Origin of the sequence: Neptunomonas antarctica, assembly GCF_001305295.1 — a bacterium.
GTDB classification, from domain to species: Bacteria; Pseudomonadota; Gammaproteobacteria; order Pseudomonadales; family Balneatricaceae; genus Neptunomonas; species Neptunomonas antarctica.
Map to the genome: position 1 here is coordinate 14,261 of NZ_LJSI01000035.1, position 20,698 is coordinate 34,958.

Sequence of the window (20,698 nt, forward strand, 5' to 3'; positions counted from 1 at the left end):
AAAGGCAGGACGAAAGCGGTATTAAATAACGTAATCGTCCTGTTGGTTGATAGGCTCCAGGCACCTATCAATGATCTGCATAATAGGCTGAGGTCTGGACAACCAATACCCCTGAATATAATCACAATCAAATTGCTGCAACAAATCAAGCTGCCCCAACTCTTCCACACCTTCAGCAATTACCACAATATCCAATACCTGTCCCATTTTTATAATAACCTCAACCAACATTCGGTCCTGTTTACTAGTGAGCAGATCCTGAACAAAACTTTTATCTATCTTTAAATAATCTACAGGATAATTACGCAGATAATTGATCGCAGAATAACCCGTTCCAAAATCATCAATAGCGAACTGTACACCAATTTCATGCAAAGCAGATATCACATCAATATGCGCTGCATGCCGCCCCATAAATAAGGACTCTGTAATTTCAAAGATAAACCGATGGCTATCCACCTCGTTGTCTTTGAAAATATTTTTCCATGTTTCATAGGCTTTTATAGAATAAAACTCACTAGCTGAACGATTAACTGATATTTTTATATCTAAACCTGCCTCCAAAAAAACACGCATATCCTTGCATGCCTGCTGCAGCACCCAATTTCCAAGACCCACAATGGAGCCAGTGCGCTCAGCTACGGGAATAAAAAAATCTGGCATTACCAAGCCTTTTTCAGGATGATTCCAGCGGATTAACGCCTCACACTTATCAACCTGGCGCGTTTTAATATTAAGTATCGGTTGATAATAAAGCTCAAACTCATCGGCCGCTAATCCACGCAGGAGATCAGCGTTCACTAATAAATGGTGCTGAGCTTCTACCTGCATACTTTCATTAAAGAAAAAATGCGTGTTACGCCCAGCATGTTTTGCAGCGTACATCGCCTGATCCGAATGCAGAAGCAAACTTTCGATATCCTGTCCATCAAAAGGATACATAGCAATGCCTATACTGGCAGTTATCAAATAAGGGTGACTGTCTAATATAAAAGGCTGTTCAATCTTGGTCTGAAGTTTTTCAGCTAATAAATCGGCCTGAATAACGTCACTCACATTGCGAAAAACAATAACGAATTCATCGCCAGCCAAACGAGCGACTATATCGGTATCGCGTGCAGATTGCTGTAAACGTTGTGCAAAATCAGTCAGTAAATTATCGCCGACACTATGTCCAAGACTGTCGTTTACCTGTTTGAAATGATCGATATCAATAAAGAAAATAGCAAAACTCTGTTCCTCCCGCACCATCACTCTAATAAGACTGGCTAATCGCTGACCAAAATAATAGCGGTTAGGCAAGCCGGTTAATGCGTCATAATTTGCCCGATAATTCGCCGTATTAACAGCCAACGTTTTTTGTTGGTACACGAGTGCAAACAAAAAACCTGCCACTGACATTATCAGCATCAGAATACATGCCACGCCCCACAACATGTAGACTCTGAATGGCTGAACTGACCAACCATCTACAGGCCTCACTGCCAGCTGCCATTCACCATGCGGCAAATTAATATTACGCATGACAGCGCCTGCATCAAAAGCCTTCTCTGATCCAAAAAACAGTTCGCCCTTTGCCCCGGTTCCATCCCGTCCGCGCATACCTAACAACAATCCAGAATAATTTTCTGTTATTCCAGCCTCCGCCAACAGCGCGTCATAATCCAAAACTGCAGAAATAATACCCCACAATTGCTTGCCGTTATTATGCTCAATATAAACGGGAAGCCTGGCGATAAGCGCTATTCCACCCTGGACAAGTTCCAATGGTCCAGATAAAACAATGGTATTGAATTGAATAGCCTCTAACACGGAATCAACCTGCTGTTGATTTTCCGTGTAATTTAACCCTATTGCTTTTTCATTCCCCTCTAAAGGATAGATATAATTGACAATAAGATCGGGAGCGAAGGCCACATGGCTAATGTGTAATCCATCTGAGAGTAACTCTTTTAATAACCGCCCGAATCTGTTTTGGTCCATAGACGGGTTAATAGCTACCTCTGCCCGAAGCGCTTTCAACACGGCAAGATCGGCATTGATTTCGCCTTCCAATCTTGCGCGTAAAGTACCTATCTGGCTAACAGCACGGAACAACGCTTCGCCTTGCAGACGCTTGACTTCGCTATGAATTAACAATGAAGAAATAGAAAGTGTGAAAAGACCAGCAAGAATAGCCGACCAGATAGGCTTATGTATCAAGAGCTTCGCTAACAAAGAAGGAAGTTTCATTTTCCCTGAACTTTTAAATAATAATTAAAAAAGTGCATACTATAAAATAACCACTCACTGAATTAGCCCAATCCATTGGTAGCTATTAATGCTCAATAATATAATTCAGTATAGACACTTTTTTTAAGTTACCGCCATAAAATAACTAAAATATATTATTCAATATCAATAACCTTTCCGGGATTCATGAGGTTATCCGGATCCAGCGAGCCTTTTATTATTTTCATGATATCAACACCTGCAGGCAACTCCTCCTGCAAATACGATTTTTTCCCCTGACCGATTCCATGCTCACCCGTACAAGTGCCCCCCACACTTAACGCGCGACGAATTAACCGATCATGAAACGCATCAATTACTTTTAGCTCTTCGGCATTGCTTGGATCAACTGCCGCTACCACATGAAAATTACCATCCCCTACATGCCCGACAATGGGCATTGAAAACCCTGTTCCGGTAATATCCACAACCGTTTCAAGAATGCAGTCCGCTAAGCGAGAGAGAGGCACACACACATCTGTTGAATAAATACGGGCATTCGGGCGCCTTGCGCGCGCGGCATATGCCAAATCGTGGCGGGCTTGCCAGAGCGCATTCCGTTCTTCCGTATTAAAAGCCCATTGGAAATCACCTCCCTGATGTTCGCTCGATAACTCTTTCACTATTTCAGCCTGCTCAGCTACCCACTGTTGTGTCCCATGAAACTCTAAAAAAAGATGAGGCAATAACGGATAATCAGTGTGGCTGAATTGGTTAACCGCCTCTATAGCAACTGCATCTAACAGCTCTATCCGGGCAACGGGCACTCCCATCTGGATGGTCTCGATAACAGTATCTATAGCGTCTTTTAATGATGAAAATGAACACACAGCCGCGGAGATAGCTTCAGGAACAGCATGCAAACGCAATGTAATCTCACAAATAATGCACAACGTCCCCTCCGAACCTACAAAGAGCCGTGTCAAATCATAACCTGCCGCCGATTTTCGTGCCCGACTACTCGTCTTGACAATTTTCCCATCAGCCAGCACTACCGTTAACGATAGTACCGCTTCGCGCATCGTTCCATACCTGACCGCATTGGTACCTGAAGCACGCGTTGCAGCCATGCCTCCAATCGATGCATCAGCACCGGGATCAATAGGGAAAAATACGCCTCTGTCCCGAATATATTCATTCAGCTGTTTACGGGTTACGCCGGCTTGCACGACACAGTCCATATCCTCAGCGGAAACACTCAATATTTTATTCATCAGTGACATATCAATACTCAAACCACCGTGTATCGCATTGACCCCACCTTCCATGGCGGTTCCTGTGCCAAAAGGCAGCATTGGCATATGATGCCGCATACAGATATGAGCGATTTCTGATACTTCCGAGGTGCTCTTAGGAAACGCAACTGCCTCTGGCATGGCAGGCTGATGAAACGATTCATCATGCGCATGGTGCTGCCTGACACTAGGAGAGGTTTCCAGCCGATCGCCCAACAAATCCTTTAATTCCTTTAACGCTACGGTAAAATTTGCCATCATCAATGCTCTTTTCATCTATTAAATACTGCTTCATGCGACTGATGCCTTAAACTGACGACCACCATAGCCGATGTTTTTATCAAGCATACTTCATCGATTTTTTAAAACGACTCTGATATTCATCAGATTAAAAGGCTGTTTATATTTAACAGTAACACCTATTACCGGCATTAGCCCCTAAGCTAAATACCGGTAATATGAATGTTTAAACAGTCATTACTGAGCAAGGAAAGGGTAAAGGCAGTATTCCATTATTTGGCAAAGGCCAGGTCTCTGAGAAACAAGGCTATTTGCGGAAACTGAATCAGTAACACGGCCACCAGCGCCAGCATCAGAACAAAGGGTAGCAACCCTCTGACGACCTCAATGTAAGGCCGTTTAAAGATCGCCACCGCGGTAAAGATATTACAACCGAAAGGCGGTGTAACGGCCCCAACGGCAACCTGCAACGTAATGATGACGCCGACTAATACCTTATCCAGCCCGAGACGATCTATCTCTGGCATAAATATCGGTACCAGTATCAAAATAACGACGATGGAGTCAACGAACATACAGCCAACAAAAAACGCTATGGAAATAGCGATTAACAATTGCAGTTCATTGGCCTCATTCAGCCCAAAATTTTCCATGATCGCTTGGGGAATCATGGCAAAAGAGATCACCCATGAGAACGCCGCTCCCGCCGCCACCAGAATAAAGACAATGGCGGTGATCAGCCCCGTCGATTTGGCGATACCTATGACGGCTTTCATGTCCAACGACTTAAAAACGATTATTTCCAAAATCAGCGCATATAACACACAGGTCGATGCCGCTTCTGTGGGGCTGAATATGCCGCCATAGATACCAAACACGATAATACACGGAAAACCCAGAGGCCAAAGCGCCTCCTTAGTGACATCGAAACGCTCACGAAAAGGGGCTTTTTTGAGCGTAGGAACTTCATTTTTAATGGCAAAAAAAACTGAATACAAAGAGAATAAGATCAGCATCAGGATCCCTGGACCGATCCCCGCAATAAATAATTCTGAAATAGACGTCTGCGAGATGCCGCCGTATATAATCATACCAATGCTTGGCGGTATCAGCAGTGCTATGCCACTTGAAGAGATAATCAGCGACAGATTGAAAGAGTCGTTATAGCCATTCTCGAGTAGTTTGGGACGTAAGGTTGAACCAACGGCAACGACAGTCGCCTGAGTTGAACCCGACACCGCGCCAAAGAGTGCACAAGCGGTCGCCGTACTCACCGCCAACCCCCCTTTATAGTGGCCGATATACACCATAACCATATCAATCAGCTTGTTAGCTGAACGCCCCTTAGTCATGATATCAGCGGCCAGAATAAACATCGGGATGGCTATCAGTGAGGCTGGTGTAATACCTGCCAGCATCTGCTGGATCATAAACTGCGAGTTATCAAAACCCATAAATTGGTAATAAAAACCAATCAGCGTGGCGGCTAACAAAGGGATCATCATAGGAAACCCAAGCAGCAGCAGCGCTATCATGGTGGTCATCATAATAGAGGTCATATCCACAACACTACTCCTCTAAAGTTCATTAATATTATCATAGCCATCACCTGTGATCTGGCTGGACAGGTGCATATCTTTGCTAAAAAGATTTTTCATACCTGTCGCAAAATATTCCAGCCCGGTTAAAAATAAACTGACGGGCACCCAGATATAAGTTAAATACACGGGGATCTGCATAGCCGGTAAGACCTTGCCTTTCGGTGCAATCCAGCTGATGTACTCCACTGAGAAATAGCATATTGCGAAAATACAAATTGAAGTAATGAAAGCAATCAGGGTTATCAAGACCTTCTGATACAGCGAAGGTAAAACGTCAAAAATAGCGGTCATACGAATATGGCTTCCCAGCCTTGCCGCATAGCTTGTTCCCGCAAAGGTAATAAAAATAATCAGAATACTATTCAGCTCATCCGTAAAATAAAGGCTTTGGTTAAACACCACACGGCCAATAACATTCGAAACATTATTACACCCCATAATCAGCACACTGATGATAAGAATAGCGCCTTCAAGCTTATTAACTAACACGATAGATTTTTCATAACCTGATCTCATCAGGCGGGACGTTGAGCGCATAATCTGAAGCTCCTTAAGAGCCCGTAATACAGGCGTACTGCTGTATCACGGGCTTAGCCTTAGTTAGTTCGGGCGGATTCCAGGTCTGCTTCCAATTGATCAAGAATGGTTTGACCGGATTCGCCAGTCATCTCTATAAACTTTGCTCTGACATCTTTAGCAGCTAAGCGGAAGGGTGCTCGCTCAGCTTCAGTCAGGGTTACAAACTCGATACTCGGCTTGGCAGCCTTGATCTTCGCTTTAGATTCTTCAGCTAACCCTTCCTGATATTTGAGGATGTAATCCAGCGCTACTTCAGATCCCTGCTGAACTAATTGCTGATCCGTCTCAGACAAACCTTCATAGAAGTTTTTGTTTGCCATCACAGCCGTCGTGAAAATATTGTGTCCCGCTTCGGTGATCACTTCACTCACCTCGTACAATTTACCACTTTCAATATAGAACCACGGGTTCTCCTGACCCTGAATCAGATTGGTTTGCAACGCACCAAACACTTCCCCCCAAGGCAGAGGTGTCGGCACGGCACCGAACGCTTTATAGGTTTCTACTAAGAGTGGTGACGTCATCACCCGAATCTTCATCCCATCCAGGTCGGCAGGGCTGTGAAAGCTTTCCTGTGTAGTGATAGCCACGCTTCCCTCAGGGAACATTTGCAGCAGTTCCAAATCCTGCTCTGCATAAAGTACCTTGAAGTTTTCACTGATCACTTTCGCGTTTTTAAAAAAATAATTCACTTCACTGACACTTTCTGGCAGCACGTAAGGCATCAGGAAAACTTGTGCTTCCGGAATCAAACTACCCGTAAAACCAGGCGACTGATCGACAAACTGGAGGATACCCGCCTGAGCCTGTTCCATGATGTCATCCGATTCACCTAAGGTACCGAAAGGATAAATTTGCACACTATGTGCTGAGTTGGCTTCGATATATTCTTTAAACTGCGTCGCATAGACCCCCTGCACTTCATTCAGGTTCTCTTCAATCGCATACTTCCAGTTAGCTGCTCCCGCCTGCACCGAACTCAGCGTCACGGCCACCAGAGAAATAGTCTTAGTTGCATTCAATATTTTTCTAATCATTTGTGTAACCTCACTCATTATTTATCATTTCTAAATTTATTCAGCGTTATTAATTGCTTATAGCTATAATTTTCCGGGTTCTCTTTAAAAACTGCGAACAAGACCCAAATTTGTCAGCCATAAATCGAATAAATTTTCTATACACATACTCTAAAATTCAGAGTTTTTTTGTGTCTAATCCCTCAGGTGATAAATGATGCTGTATTTCACTTCACAACAGAAAATGCGTAGGGGGTGGAACCGAGTTAAGCATATCGGCCAGCAGCTTCAGACCATACTTGAAGCGATAGCGACTACTTTCCACGCCAAGACTAATCCTGACCCGATTCAACCTCAGCCCCTGATCCACAATAAAGGGTTGGTAACCGGTAATTAACACATTCGCTTTTTGCGCGGTTGCTACTAATTCATCGGCCCCCCAGCCTTCCGGCAGAGACAACCACAGATGCATGCCATTAGGATGGCAATCATACTCAAACCCGGCTAACAGCTCTTTCGCCAACCGCTGCCTGATGGCAAACTCCTTCTGTTCAAATTCAATCAGTCTTTTTAACGTGCCATCTTTAATCCAGAGAGCAGCGACCTCAAACAGTATGGGCGTTGCCATCCAACTGTAAGCCGCCATCCGACTGATGGTGTGTTGCAATAAATGTTTGGGCACCACCATAAAACCGACACGCAAGCCCGGCGCCACGGTTTTGGTAAGAGAGGTAACATAAAACGCCTGATCCGGAAGAAAGCTGGATAAAGGTGGCACTCGATCTGGTTCCAGTGCGCCATACACATCATCCTCAATTATCAAGACGTTATACCGGCGCGCGACATCAGCAATGGACTGGCGGCGTTCAAGACTCATATGAGAGCTGGTTGGGTTACTCATGCTGGGCGTACAGCAGAGGGCCTTTATGGTATTTTGCTGGCAGGCCATTTCAAAGGCCTCTGGAATGATCCCTTCTCTATCCGTAGGCAAACCACAGAGTTTAAAATTGAGAATTCTGGAGCGGGCAATGAGTCCATGATCAACAAGGTCTTCGCAGGCAACCAGATCACCCTGCCTTGTCACCGTTGCCAGTGCCAGCATTAAGCCCTGGGAGGCACCGTTGCACAGTACGATCCGATCCCTTTCTACCGGGATTTTTTGTATTCCCAGCCATTCTGCCGCCGCTTCAATATGATGTTTCTGGCCCTGTATAGACCTTGCTTCCCGAATTAAAACATTAGTATCACTCTGAGCAATTTTCATCAGTGCATTATTGAACAACTGCTTATGCTGAGTAGTGCAAACCGGATGGGCGATAGACAGATCGATAGGCCGTGCCTCCGTATCCCTATCCTCTATCAGCATAAACTCAGCTTCTTTTTCAATTTGATAGTTGCTGACGAAGGTTCCGCTACCCACCCAGGCATTCACAAGACCTTTCTTCTCAGCATGAGCGTAGGCATTACTCACCGTCTGCACACTGACATTGAGCTGATCGGCCAGCTCGCGATGCGTTGGGAGTCGGGCACCCGCCAGTAGATCACCGCAGTAAATTGCAGTTTCTATCGCATCTGAAATCGCCAGATACTTGGGAATGCCACTTTTAATCAGGTGCTTTAGATTAATTGTCATAGTTCAAAAAAAATATTGACCTTGGTAATTGTATTGAGGTGTACTGCAAATACTGGAAAATATACTAGGACAATATGTTCATTATATCCAGTGTTTCTTAAAGTCAGCACTCTGACAACAAGACTGAACAGGCAAGCAGAACGTAAATAATCCGGTAGCCGATCAGCGTTAAAACTCGACTCAAACGGCATACGATCCTAATGACAGCGCAGCCGTGTAATCCACATCATCAAGGGGTGTAACTAAAATGAATGACGTAACAGTGAATTTTTCCCGCGATGAGTACGCGATTAGGCTCGAAAAGGTTCGAGATGCCATGAATCGGCACGAGATCGATACGTTAATCGTGCACGACCCTTCCAATATGTTCTGGCTCACCGGCTATGATGGCTGGTCGTTTTATACGCCTCAGGTGGTGGTGGTGGGCCCTACAGGTGACCCTGTGTGGTGTGGTCGTCTGATGGATGCCAATGGCGCCAAGCGCACCGTTTATCTGGCCCCGGAAGATATTATCGGCTATCCGGAATACTACGTAATGAACCCGCCCGCTCACGCCATGGAATACGTGGCGAACCAGGTAATCAAGGAACGCGGTTGGGATAAGGGCAGCATAGGCGTTGAAATGGACAACTATTACTTCAGCCACACCGCCTTCATGGTGCTGCAGGAAAATCTGTTCAGTAATCCGCTAAAAGACGCCACCGGTCTGGTGAACTGGTGCCGCTCTATCAAGTCAGAGCAGGAAATCAGTTATATGCGTGTGGCGGCTCACATTGTTGAGAACATGCACCGTGCGGCCTTCGATATGATCGAACCCGGCCTGCCCAAAAACAGACTGGTCGGCGAAATTTATCGCGTAGCGATGGAAGGCTATGACGGCCATGCGGGCGATTACCCGTCCATTGCCCCTATGCTTCCCTCTGGAAAAGATGCCTCTGCCCCGCACCTGACCTGGGATGAAAGACCCTTCAAGAAAAACGAAGGCACCTTCTTCGAGATAGCCGGTTGTCACAAGCGCTATCACTGCCCGCTATCACGTACCATCTATCTGGGCAAACCCAGTGCAGAGTTCCGGCGCGGGGAGGAAGCCCTGAACGAAGCACTCGAAGCGGGCCTGGCGGTTGCCAAACCCGGTAATCGCTGCGCCGATATTGCCGATGCCCTCACCAGCACGCTGGCCAAGTTCGGCTTCGATCGCCATGGCGCTCGCTGCGGCTACCCTATTGGCTTGAGCTACCCTCCCGACTGGGGCGAGCGCACCATGAGCCTGCGCGGCACCGATGACACTATTCTGCAACCCGGTATGACATTCCACTTTATGCCAGGATTATGGTTGGATGACTGGGGTATGGAAACTACTGAAAGTATCCTGATCACAAATAGCGGCGTCGTCACACTCTGCCACTACCCTCGCGAACTATTTGTAAAAGGCGCATAACTAATGCTAAGCACGACGATGACACCCTCCGTTGACTTCGACCTGGACGGCAAACAGCACGGTTTTCTAAAGCTGCCTTACTCCCACGATGATTCAGCATGGGGCTGCATCATGATCCCGGTCACGGTGATCAAAAATGGCAACGGGCCAACAGCACTATTAACCGGCGGTAACCATGGCGATGAATACGAGGGCATTACCGGATTACTGAAGCTGGCCAATACGCTGCAGCCTGAGCAGGTCAAAGGTCGCGTCATTATCGTGCCGGCGATGAACTATCCGGCCGTACTGAACGGCAGCCGTACCTCGCCGATTGATCAGGGAAATATGAACCGCTCCTTTCCCGGCAATCCTGCCGGCAGTATTACCGAGCGCATCGCCGATTACTTCCAACGTTATCTGATACCGATGTGTGATTTCGCGCTGGATATCCACTCCGGCGGCAAGACCCTGGATATTATCCCTTTTGCGGCGGCTCATCGGTTGGATGACCCTGTTCAGGAAGCCGCTTGCATCGAAGGCGCCAGGCTATTTGGCGCACCGGACACTCTCATTATGTTTGAAATGGATGCCGCTGCCCTATACGACACAGCCGTGGAAGCGCAGGGTAAAGTATTTGTCACCACAGAACTCTGTGGCGGCGGAACCAGCACGCCGCAAACCATCGCTATGGCGGAACGCGGCATCCATAATTTCTTGATATTTGCCGGTATCACCGAGGGAAAATACGACCTGCCAGATAAACCCAGCCGAATGCTTGATATGCCAGATAGCAGCTGCTATCTGCAAAGCGAGCACAAGGGGCTGCTTGAAATGTGCAAATCGCTCGGCGACACTATTCACAAAGGCGATCTTATCGCACGCGTGTACAGCCTTGAACGTACCGGGCAGTTACCAGAGGAATATTTTTCACAACGTGATGGCATACTGGCAGCCCGTCGCCATCCGGCCTTGATCAGTATTGGCGATACCTTCGCCGTACTGGCGATAGAGGTTCAGGAGTAACAGATGCGTTTAGATCGGTATGACATACAAATTCTACAGATTCTGCATGAGCAGGGCCGTATCACCAAGTCGGCTCTGGCCGACACCATCAACCTATCGGTCAGCCCCTGCTGGGAAAGGGTTAAACGGCTGGAAGAAGCCGGCATCATTGAAGGCTACGGCGCACGTATCAACTCAGACCGGCTTTTTAAGCGCTCTCCGGTATTGCTCGAAGTCAGTCTTAAACAACACAGCGCAGAAGCGTTTAAGCGTTTTGAAATAGCGGCTCAGGAGTGTAAAGAAGTGGTCGAATGCTACGCAACAGGAGGGGGTGTTGATTACATACTCAAGGTAATGTGTGAGGACATCGACCAATATCAACGCCTGATTGACCGCTGGCTCGCTTCTGATCTGGGCATCGAAAAATATTACACCTATATAGTCACCAAAACTATCAAGCAACAGCAACAAGCACTGGCTATAACTTCTAACGCGGTGGAAGACACAGCTTGATCTTCACCACGGCGATAGCTGCATTGCATCAAGCAAAAACCACACATTTTTGCCTGATAAAAAGAAAAATATCGAAAAAACACACGATCAAACCAAAAATATCCTGACCCGTTATTAGGTAAAGTTGAAAGATGACGACATCAATAGCGAATTTAATCATGGGCGGGGAACTGATGAACTCTATAACTCAGCAGGTTAGTGACGGCAAAGTAACCGAAGCGATTATGCTTCACCTCAACGATCCGCGACTGGTACGCGAATTAGCCTATGTTAATGGCAAGTGGATTCACGGCAGCAGTGACGAAGCAGTGACCAATCCTGCTTCCAATGAGGTCATCGGCTACTGTACCCAGCTGGATTCACAGCAAGTTAGCGCCGCCATTGATGCAGCACAAAGCGCCTTCCCCGCCTGGCGCGCACTGCTGCCCGACGAACGCGCTGCCATCCTGTTGCGTTGGAACGATTTGATCCTGGAAAACAAGGAAGATCTGGCCCGTCTGATGGTACTCGAACAGGGTAAAACCCTGAATGACGCACGTGGCGAGATCGAATATGGTGCCTCTTTTGTGCGCTGGTTTGCCGAAGAGGCCCGCCGCGACTACGGTGAAACCATTCCAAGCCATATTCCGAATGCGCAATTGGCGACCCTGCGCGAACCGATAGGTGTGGCCGCACTGATCACGCCGTGGAATTTCCCCAGTGCAATGATCACCCGTAAAGCCGCCGCCGCTCTGGGTATCGGCTGTACCGTGATCGTCAAGCCTGCTGGCGAAACACCGTTCTCGGCACTGGCGCTGGCGGAGCTGGCGGAGCGCGCAGGATTTCCGGCCGGCGTATTCAATGTAATCACCGCCGATGCGCCGATGGCGAGCGAGGTACTCTGCGCGTCTGATAAGGTCAGGGCACTCTCCTTTACGGGTTCGACCCGGGTGGGCCGCATATTATTAGAAAAATCAGCGGCGACCGTAAAAAAATGTTCAATGGAACTCGGCGGCAATGCTCCCTTTATTGTCCTTCCTGATATGGATATCAAAGCCGCTGCCGAAGCCGCCTGTGACGCCAAATTTCAAACCTCAGGACAAGACTGCCTGGCAGCCAACCGTATCTTTGTGCCACGTGACAAATATGATGCTTTCCTGCAAGCCTTCCAACATTGCATGAGCAAGCTCAAGGTAGGTAACGGCCTCGAAGAAGGCGTAGACCTCGGCCCCCTGATCTTCGCCAAGGCGGTAGAAAAAGCCCGCGATATCGTCGAGGATGCAGTCGCCAAAGGCGCCCGACTACTCGTCGGAGACCAAGCGTTGGCACCAGGCTCAAATTTCTTTATGCCGACTTTACTGGCCGATGTCACTCCGGACATGAAGGTCTACCGCGAAGAGAATTTCTGTCCGGTCGCAGGCGTCCTGCCTTATGACAGCATAGATCAGGTCATTAGCATGGCGAACGATACCGAATACGGCCTGGCCGCCTATGTCTACGGGCACGATATCCGCAACATTTGGAAACTCATAAACGCGCTTGAATTTGGCATGGTAAGCGTCAATTCAATCAAGATGACGGGCCACCCGATCCCGTTCGGGGGCATGAAACAATCTGGACTGGGCCGTGAAGGCAGCCTCCACGGATTCGATGAATACAGCGAGATCAAATACTATTGCCTGGGTGCACTAATGCCCTAAGTGATCATTTAATAACCCTGACTCTACAAGCGCTACCTTTACCCAGGAGACATATCACATGACTATCGATACTAAAAAGCTACTTGAGATCGACCGCAAAAACGTATTTCATGCATCCACCCATCTGAAACAGTATGCGTCGGGTGAAATCCCAGGTCGTATCATTACCGGTGGTAAAGGCATGCGTATTACCGACTCTGAAGGCGTGGAGCTATTAGATGCGTTCGCCGGTCTGTACTGCGTTAACATCGGTTACGGCCGTACCGAAATGGCGGAAGCTATCTACGAACAGGCGAAAAAACTGGCCTACTACCACACCTATGCAGGCCACACTAACGAAGCACTGGTTGAATTGTCTGAGCGTATTATCACTATGGCCCCGGCAGGCATGAGTAAAGTGTATTACGGCATGTCCGGTAGCGATGCTAACGAAACCCAGTTAAAACTGGTGTGGTACTACAACAATGCCCGCGGCCTGCCCGCGAAGAAAAAAATCATCTCGCGTGACCGCGGCTATCACGGCTCCAGTATCGCGTCCGGTTCTATGACCGGCCTGCCGCTGTTTCACAGCCATTTCGACCTGCCTCTGGAACGCATCAAGCATACGATTGCGCCGTATTACTATCGCCGTGAAGATGACAACATGAGCGAGCTGGAATTTTCAAAATTCTGCGCGGGCAAACTGGAAGAGATGATCCTTGAAGAAGGGCCCGATACCGTCGCGGCCATGATCGGAGAGCCTGTTTTGGGCACGGGCGGCATCGTACCGCCACCCGAAGGCTACTGGGCAGAGATCCGCAAGGTGCTGGATAAATATGATGTACTGCTGATTGCCGATGAAGTCGTCACCGGTTTCGGTCGCCTGGGTTCCGACTTCGGTTCGCTCCACTATAATATGAAGCCCGATCTGATCACTATTGCTAAAGGGCTGACGTCCGCTTATCAACCACTTTCCGGCGTAATAGTCGGCGAAAAAGTATGGAGCGTTTTGGAAGATGGCACCGACCAATGGGGCGCTATCGGCCATGGCTACACATACTCAGGCCACCCTATCGGTGCCGCTGCAGCACTCTGTAACCTGGATATAATCGCGCGCGAAAAATTAGTGAGAAATGCCCGTGATACCGGTGCATACCTGCAGCAGCGCATGCGAGAAACCTTTGCTGATCACCCCATCATTGGTGACAGCCGTGGTGTTGGCCTGATGCACGCACTGGAGTTTTCCAGCAACAAGTCTAAGCGTGAACACTTCAACCCTAATCTGAAAGTCGGGCCGCAGATCGCCGCAGCCTGCCTCGAAGAAGGCCTGATCGCCCGTGCCATGCCACATGGTGACATTCTCGGTTTCGCTCCACCGCTGATCGCGACACCAGCCGACATCGACAGTATTGTCGAACGCACCGAACGGGCCGTTAACCGTGTCACCGACAAGCTCATCAGCAGCGGAGACTGGGTCGCCCCATAAACGCGGCTAACCATAGACATAACTCCGCCAGCCTTTAACTACGGTTAGGCGGAGTTTGTATTTAAAGGATTAAAGCAATGCTACACAGTAAGACCACTGTAACTTTGCACGATATCTACCGAGCCCGGCAGGCCATCCAGGGCCATGTTACCCGTACCCCGCTAATTCGCTCTGAATCACTGTCAAAACGTTTCGCTTGTGACGCCTGGTTAAAACTGGAAACGCTTCAGCCAACCGGCGCCTTTAAACTACGTGGTGCAACCTATGCTATGAGCAAGCTTACCGCTGAGCAACGCGCAGCGGGTGTCGTAACCTGCTCTACCGGCAACCACGGCCGGGCCATCGCCTTCGCTGGCAACAAACTCAACGTGCATACCATCATCTGTATGTCACGGCTGGTACCTGATAACAAGGTTAATGCGATACGTGAGCTGGGCGCTGAAGTCCGTATTATTGGAGAGTCTCAGGATGAAGCTGAAGTGGAAGTGCGACGCCTGGTGAACGAAGCAGGCATGATCTACCTGCCTCCCTTCGATCACCCGGATATTATGGCTGGCCAAGGCACCATAGGTATCGAAATTTTTGAAGATCTACCCGACGTAGGTATGATCTTTGCCGGGCTATCCGGCGGTGGCTTGCTGGGCGGTATTGGCATCGCAGCAAAAACTATCAACCCCAATGTCAAAATCATTGGCGCCAGCATGGAACGCGGAGCCGCCATGATTGCCAGTCTCGAAGCAGGCAAACCGGTGCAGGTTACGGAGTATGAATCCTTCGCCGACAGCCTCGGCGGTGGCATAGGGCTCGACAACCACGTCAGCATGGCCGCAGTTAAAACCGTGATGGATCAGGCCTATCTGGTCACAGAGGCCGCGATTGCCAGGGCTATGGTCCACTTTCTTGAAGAGGAAAAAATGTTGGTAGAAGGTGCTGCCGTCATCGGCGTTGCCGCGATTGAGCAGCACAACCTCGATGTCAGCGGAAAAAAAGTGGTATTTATCATCAGCGGCAAGAACGTTGCTATAGATACCTTTGATCGCGCCCGCACCCTACCCCAAAGCCAGATCTGAAAAAAAGAGAGGCCATATGAATATCTACGACAAGAATCAGATTAGCGCTGTTACATGCCTCGATCAGGATGCATTGGCCGCCGTTGAAGACGGATTCGCCGCGCTGGGCCGGGATGAAGTCACTATGCCGCCAATATTAAGCATGAATATTGTCGAAAGTAATGGAGAGGTTGATGTTAAGACCGCGCATATTCGTGGCAAAGAACGCTTTGCTATTAAAATCAGCCCCGGATTTTTTGATAACCCTAAATTAGGGCTGCCTAGCCTCAACGGCCTGATGGTATTGTTTTCAGCAAAAACGGGGATAGTGGATTCAATCCTTTTCGATGAAGGTTACCTGACTAATATTCGCACAGCACTGGCCGGCGCTATTGCAGCAAAACACCTGGCCCGCAAAGAAGCCACATCGGTCGCTGTCATAGGTTCCGGTATGCAAGCAGAACTGCAAGTAGCAGCACTTACGCTGGTCCGCGATATTCGTCAGGTGCATATCTTTGCCCGTAGCAACGACAAGATGCAAACCTATAAAGCAAGAATGGCAAAGATGTACGACCTGCCGGTGCAGATTCACAATAGTGCCCATAGCGCTTGCTCTGAGGCTGATATCGTCATCACAACCACACCCTCTACTACACCGGTACTGCACTGGAACGACCTGAAAGCAGGCACCCATGTTACCGCTATGGGTTCAGACAATAATCACAAACAGGAGCTGGAGTCTTCAATACTGAGCAATGCCGACTTGATGATTGTCGACCGACGCAGCCAGTCAGAAACCATAGGTGAACTTAACCACTATCCCGGAACGTTTCCTAACCCTATTTATGAACTTGGCAGCCTGATTGCTGAAGAAACTCAACTACGCAGCAATCCCTCGCAAATCACGATTTGTGACCTGACCGGAACCGGCGTTCAGGATACGGCGATCGCCAATTATACGGCGTCATTATTAGATCACTAGAGCGCTCTACTACAAGTGAGCGACTGCAGGCAGGAAAGCTCCTTCATTCTTTTCCTGCACCAAGCACTATTCATTGTCTAATTGACCAATACCCAGCAACGGCGCCGCATCAATATGCTGGGCATCCAGCATATAAGCAATCCGCTCTAAACTGGCCAGTACCGTAGATTGCTCCCAGCTTTGCATATCGTCAAAACGCCGCACAAACAGGTCCTGCTGGGTAGTAGGCGCCGCCTTCATCAACTCCAAGCCAGCATCTGTCAGATAAACCCACATTTTACGTTTGTCTTCTTTACCTCGCTCTCGGCCAATCATCTCTTTTTTCTCAAGCCTATCCAGAATGCTGGTCACCGTGGCTTGCGCAAGCCCCATCTCTTTTGCCAGTTCACCCGTTGTCAGGGATGAATGAATACGCAAGGTTTGCATCACCATCAACTGCGGCAAAGTTAAACCCGTACTGCGGCTGATGTGTTTTTCCTGAATATCCGTTGCTCGAATGATTTGTCTTAATAACACCAATACATCATGGATTTTATTCATAGCATCACTAAATATTTAAGATAATAAAAGGACATATTATACCTCAATAGACCGGACTTTTTAGAGAGATTTAGCGAGCACTTCCCTTATAGAGCACATGATAACTATCGATATACGAAATATAATACAGTGTAAATACTCATAAAATTATCTAAAAAACGCATAAAAGCCCCTAATAAAACTAATTTAAGCAGAGCCTAACGATTTATGTTAAGATAATTCCCATCGTATCACTAAATATTTGAAGAGCTATGTATTTAAATAATGTAAACCTTCGTACCTCGTCAGCCAAATACACCATGGCTATGAATTTAACTGATTTGAACTTCCGTTCTCCGTTAGCCGAAGACGGCATGGCTGTTAATGAACTGATCGGCCGTTGTCCGCCGCTCGACACTAACTCCGGCTATTGCAACTTATTACAATGTTCTGATTTTTCGGATACATCTATCGTAGCCGTGACGCCCGATAATGAAATTGTTGGCTTTATTTCCGGCTACTTACCGCCGCAGCGACCAGAAACACTGTTTGTTTGGCAGGTTGCACTCGATGAAAAGTGGCGTGGAAAAGGCCTGGCTCGACAAATGCTGTCAGACCTGTTTGAACGCCAGACAAACGTCAGCCATCTGGAAACCACTATTTCCCCTGGAAATACCGCTTCAGAACATTTGTTCAAGCGCTTTTTCGAATCACAAAACATGATGGTTGAAAAAACAGTTCGATTTAGTCGGAAAACACACTTTGCCAACAAACATCCGGATGAAGTGCTTTATCGTGGCGGCCCTGACTAGTCGCCAGCACTGACCCCCATCAACGGCAACGTTTTATTACTGAATCTGTATAGGAGATTATTTTGAATACTTTCGAACAACATGAATCTGGCGTAAGAAGTTACTGTCGCTCATTCCCTGCCGTGTTTAAACAGGCTAAAGGCGCAACGTTGACAGCCGAAAACGGCACTGAATATTTAGACTTTCTGGCAGGTGCAGGCTCACTTAATTACGGCCATAACAACCCTGTTTTAAAGCAGGCATTACTTGAATATATTGAGGCAGATGGCCTGACTCAGGGTCTGGACATGTATTCCAGTGCCAAAGAGTATTTTATAGATCGTTTTCATAAGACGATTCTTAAACCACGCGGTTTTAATGACTACGTTATACAATTTACCGGACCTACAGGCTCGAATACTGTAGAAGCCGCTTTAAAACTTGCACGTAAAGTTAAAGGGCGAAAAAATATTATCGCCTTTACGAATGGTTTTCATGGCTGCACAGCAGGCGCACTCAGCTGTACAGCAAACCAACATCACCGTGGCGGCGCTGGAGTATCGCTTAACGACGTATCACGCATGCCTTTTGATGGCTATTTTGGTGAAAAAACTAACACCATTGCGATGGTCGACAAACTTCTTAGCGATCCTAGCAGTGGCATCGACAAACCTGCGGCAGTGATTCTTGAAACGATTCAGGGTGAAGGCGGATTGAATGTCGCGTCTGCTCAATGGCTAAAAGATTTACGTGAACTGTGTAATCGTCACGATATGCTGATGATTGTGGATGATATCCAGGCAGGTTGCGGACGTTCAGGCGACTTTTTCAGCTTTGAAGAGGCCGGTATTAAACCTGATATCATCACACTGTCTAAATCAATAAGCGGTTATGGTCTTCCTATGGCGCTTACTGTTTTCCATAAAGATCTGGATGTCTGGACACCCGGTGAACATAACGGCACGTTCCGTGGTAACAACCATGCCTTCGTGACAGCCGCCTCAGCCATTGACGCTTACTGGACCGATAACCTTTTTTCTAATGACATTAAAGCAAAAGGTAAACTTCTCAGAAAACGTCTAAGCCGTATTATCGACCGCTTTGGCCCTGAGTCGCTAAAACTGAAAGGTCGTTGCATGATGAGCGGAATTGAGTGTCCTTCTGAGCAAATAGCTGCTGACATTGTGAAGGCGTCTTATGAAAAAGGGCTGATCATTGAAACTTGCGGCAACCGTGACCAGATTGTTAAATGCTTTACGCCACTGACGATTTCCAATGAAGAACTGGAACGCGGACTTAGCCTGCTTGAGCAAGCCTTTACTGACGTTATCGGCCGCTTAGAAGCTGCTGCAGCATCTTGAAATTTTAATATCGGAGAACAACATGATTGTAAGAAACCTGAACGATATTGAAAATACAGACCGAACTATCAAGGCCGATAACTGGGAAAGCACACGTATGTTATTGAAAAATGACAACATGGGTTTCTCTTTTCATATCACCACCATTTATGCCAACACAGAAACGCATATTTGGTACCAAAACCATCTCGAATCTGTGTATTGCATGAGCGGTGACGGCGAAATAGAAACGCTGGCGGATGGCAAAATCTATCCGATCGAAGCAGGTACACTTTATATTCTCGACAAGCACGATGAACATCTGCTTCGCGCCAATAAAGAGATGAAAATGGCCTGTGTATTTAATCCGCCCCTCAATGGTAAAGAAACTCATAATGCAGAAGGCGTATACCCGCTGGAAGCTGAGATCGTCGAATAAACCGATATCTTTGAATATACAAGGGAGTGTTAACTATGCTTAATGATGCCTACCCGTCAAGGCAAGATCAGCAAGCAACGATAACCCCAAGACAAGACCCGGTGCTTTATTCCGAGATAACGGAGAATGCACCGGTGACAAGCGAACTACTTGAACAATTTGAAAGGCAGGGCTATATGCTCCTGCCTGATCTTTTTAGCCCGAACGAAGTAGCCGCCTTTTTACACGCTATAAAAACACTGGAACAAGATGAAGCACTGCTCAAGACACCACAAGCAGTAACGGAAGCCAATAGCGGTGCATTACGTTCCGTTTTTCAGATCCATGAAAATCACTCTCTGTTTGCCAGCGTTGCCAAAGATGCCCGCATTACCGATATCGCGCGTTTTATTTTAGGAGGTGATGTCTACATTCACCAGTCCAGGCTCAATTTCAAGCCAGGCTTAAAAGGCAAAGAGTTTTATTGGCACTCCGACTTTGAAACATGGCACGTTGAAGATGGTATGCCACATATGCGCGCGCTTAGCTGCTCCATATTATTGACCGACAATAATGCCAAGAATGGCGCACTGATGCTCATGCCCGGCTCGCATAAAGAGTACTTAAGTTGTATCGGCGACACACCAAAAGATAACTACTTACAATCGCTCAAACAACAAGAATTTGGCATACCCGACGATGCCAGCCTGAATCATTTGGCACAGAAGTACGGCATTGATTGCGCAGAAGCCAAAGCAGGCTCCGTTCTATTTTTCGATTGCAATACTCTACACGGATCAAACAGTAACATCACACCCGATCCTCGTAGCAATTTGTTCTTTGTTTTCAATCATATGAATAACAAAGTAACGACCCCCTTCTGCGCTCAACCACCCAGACCCGAATTTATAGCGACACGGAACAATATCAAGGCTATTTAAGTTT

18 protein-coding genes are annotated in these 20,698 nt (G+C 47.5%); 11 read left to right on the forward strand and 7 right to left on the reverse strand.

Annotation, left to right across the window (positions count from 1 at the left end; all coding sequences use genetic code 11):
* Window positions 1-21 precede the first annotated feature (21 nt).
* From Nant_RS07860 to ehuR, 6 genes are all read right to left on the reverse strand, one after another.
* Complete coding sequence (locus Nant_RS07860; protein WP_054341097.1) at window positions 22-2,232, reverse strand: putative bifunctional diguanylate cyclase/phosphodiesterase; 2,211 nt, start codon at window positions 2,230-2,232, stop codon at window positions 22-24.
* 155 nt (window positions 2,233-2,387) lie between these two features.
* The gene (locus tag Nant_RS07865) at window positions 2,388-3,767 is read right to left on the reverse strand and encodes an FAD-binding oxidoreductase (protein WP_238377093.1); all 1,380 of its coding nucleotides are present in this window, start codon (window positions 3,765-3,767) and stop codon (window positions 2,388-2,390) included.
* Between the two features lie 251 nt (window positions 3,768-4,018).
* Window positions 4,019-5,305 (reverse strand): TRAP transporter large permease, encoded by a 1,287-nt coding sequence (locus tag Nant_RS07870; RefSeq protein ID WP_054341235.1) that lies wholly within the window; start codon window positions 5,303-5,305, stop codon window positions 4,019-4,021.
* An 18-nt stretch (window positions 5,306-5,323) separates the two neighbouring features.
* Entirely contained in the window at window positions 5,324-5,884 is a 561-nt protein-coding gene (locus tag Nant_RS07875) for a TRAP transporter small permease (RefSeq protein ID WP_054341099.1), read from the reverse strand.
* A gap of 59 nt (window positions 5,885-5,943) precedes the next feature.
* Window positions 5,944-6,963, reverse strand: coding sequence for a TRAP transporter substrate-binding protein DctP (gene dctP, locus Nant_RS07880; RefSeq protein ID WP_143773578.1), 1,020 nt, complete (start codon window positions 6,961-6,963; stop codon window positions 5,944-5,946).
* Between the two features lie 211 nt (window positions 6,964-7,174).
* The gene (ehuR, locus tag Nant_RS07885; RefSeq protein WP_179078944.1) at window positions 7,175-8,575 is read right to left on the reverse strand and encodes a MocR-like ectoine utilization transcription factor EhuR; all 1,401 of its coding nucleotides are present in this window, start codon (window positions 8,573-8,575) and stop codon (window positions 7,175-7,177) included.
* A gap of 247 nt (window positions 8,576-8,822) precedes the next feature.
* Between ehuR and Nant_RS07890 the strand changes: the two genes are divergently transcribed.
* From Nant_RS07890 to Nant_RS07920, 7 genes are all read left to right on the forward strand, one after another.
* Window positions 8,823-10,013, forward strand: coding sequence for a M24 family metallopeptidase (locus tag Nant_RS07890; RefSeq protein ID WP_054341101.1), 1,191 nt, complete (start codon window positions 8,823-8,825; stop codon window positions 10,011-10,013).
* Between the two features lie 3 nt (window positions 10,014-10,016).
* The gene (gene doeB, locus Nant_RS07895) at window positions 10,017-11,018 is read left to right on the forward strand and encodes a N(2)-acetyl-L-2,4-diaminobutanoate deacetylase DoeB (protein WP_054341102.1); all 1,002 of its coding nucleotides are present in this window, start codon (window positions 10,017-10,019) and stop codon (window positions 11,016-11,018) included.
* 3 nt (window positions 11,019-11,021) lie between these two features.
* The gene (locus tag Nant_RS07900) at window positions 11,022-11,510 is read left to right on the forward strand and encodes an Lrp/AsnC family transcriptional regulator (RefSeq protein ID WP_054341103.1); all 489 of its coding nucleotides are present in this window, start codon (window positions 11,022-11,024) and stop codon (window positions 11,508-11,510) included.
* A gap of 224 nt (window positions 11,511-11,734) precedes the next feature.
* Complete coding sequence (locus Nant_RS07905; RefSeq protein WP_202904969.1) at window positions 11,735-13,189, forward strand: NAD-dependent succinate-semialdehyde dehydrogenase; 1,455 nt, start codon at window positions 11,735-11,737, stop codon at window positions 13,187-13,189.
* Window positions 13,190-13,247: 58 nt separating this feature from the next.
* Window positions 13,248-14,654 carry an aspartate aminotransferase family protein gene (locus tag Nant_RS07910; protein ID WP_054341104.1) on the forward strand — a complete coding sequence of 469 codons (1,407 nt, stop codon included), beginning with the start codon at window positions 13,248-13,250 and terminating at the stop codon, window positions 14,652-14,654.
* A gap of 77 nt (window positions 14,655-14,731) precedes the next feature.
* Window positions 14,732-15,724: a hydroxyectoine utilization dehydratase EutB gene (gene eutB / locus Nant_RS07915; protein WP_054341105.1), complete on the forward strand. Its 993-nt coding sequence runs from the start codon at window positions 14,732-14,734 to the stop codon at window positions 15,722-15,724.
* A gap of 16 nt (window positions 15,725-15,740) precedes the next feature.
* A complete protein-coding gene (locus Nant_RS07920; RefSeq protein ID WP_054341106.1) occupies window positions 15,741-16,685 on the forward strand; it encodes a cyclodeaminase in 945 nt (314 codons plus the stop codon).
* Between the two features lie 66 nt (window positions 16,686-16,751).
* Here the strand turns inward: Nant_RS07920 and Nant_RS07925 are convergent, their stop codons facing one another.
* The gene (locus Nant_RS07925; RefSeq protein ID WP_054341107.1) at window positions 16,752-17,225 is read right to left on the reverse strand and encodes a MarR family winged helix-turn-helix transcriptional regulator; all 474 of its coding nucleotides are present in this window, start codon (window positions 17,223-17,225) and stop codon (window positions 16,752-16,754) included.
* A gap of 299 nt (window positions 17,226-17,524) precedes the next feature.
* Here Nant_RS07925 and ectA point away from each other — a divergent pair, with 299 nt between their 5' ends.
* The 4 genes from ectA (at window position 17,525) to thpD (ending at window position 20,694) form a co-directional block, all read left to right on the forward strand.
* Window positions 17,525-18,016, forward strand: coding sequence for a diaminobutyrate acetyltransferase (ectA, locus tag Nant_RS07930; protein WP_338011159.1), 492 nt, complete (start codon window positions 17,525-17,527; stop codon window positions 18,014-18,016).
* Window positions 18,017-18,078: 62 nt separating this feature from the next.
* Window positions 18,079-19,356, forward strand: coding sequence for a diaminobutyrate--2-oxoglutarate transaminase (gene ectB, locus Nant_RS07935; protein ID WP_054341108.1), 1,278 nt, complete (start codon window positions 18,079-18,081; stop codon window positions 19,354-19,356).
* Between the two features lie 22 nt (window positions 19,357-19,378).
* Window positions 19,379-19,774 carry an ectoine synthase gene (locus Nant_RS07940; RefSeq protein WP_054341109.1) on the forward strand — a complete coding sequence of 132 codons (396 nt, stop codon included), beginning with the start codon at window positions 19,379-19,381 and terminating at the stop codon, window positions 19,772-19,774.
* A gap of 35 nt (window positions 19,775-19,809) precedes the next feature.
* Entirely contained in the window at window positions 19,810-20,694 is an 885-nt protein-coding gene (gene thpD / locus Nant_RS07945; RefSeq protein ID WP_054341110.1) for an ectoine hydroxylase, read from the forward strand.
* Window positions 20,695-20,698: the final 4 nt, after the last annotated feature.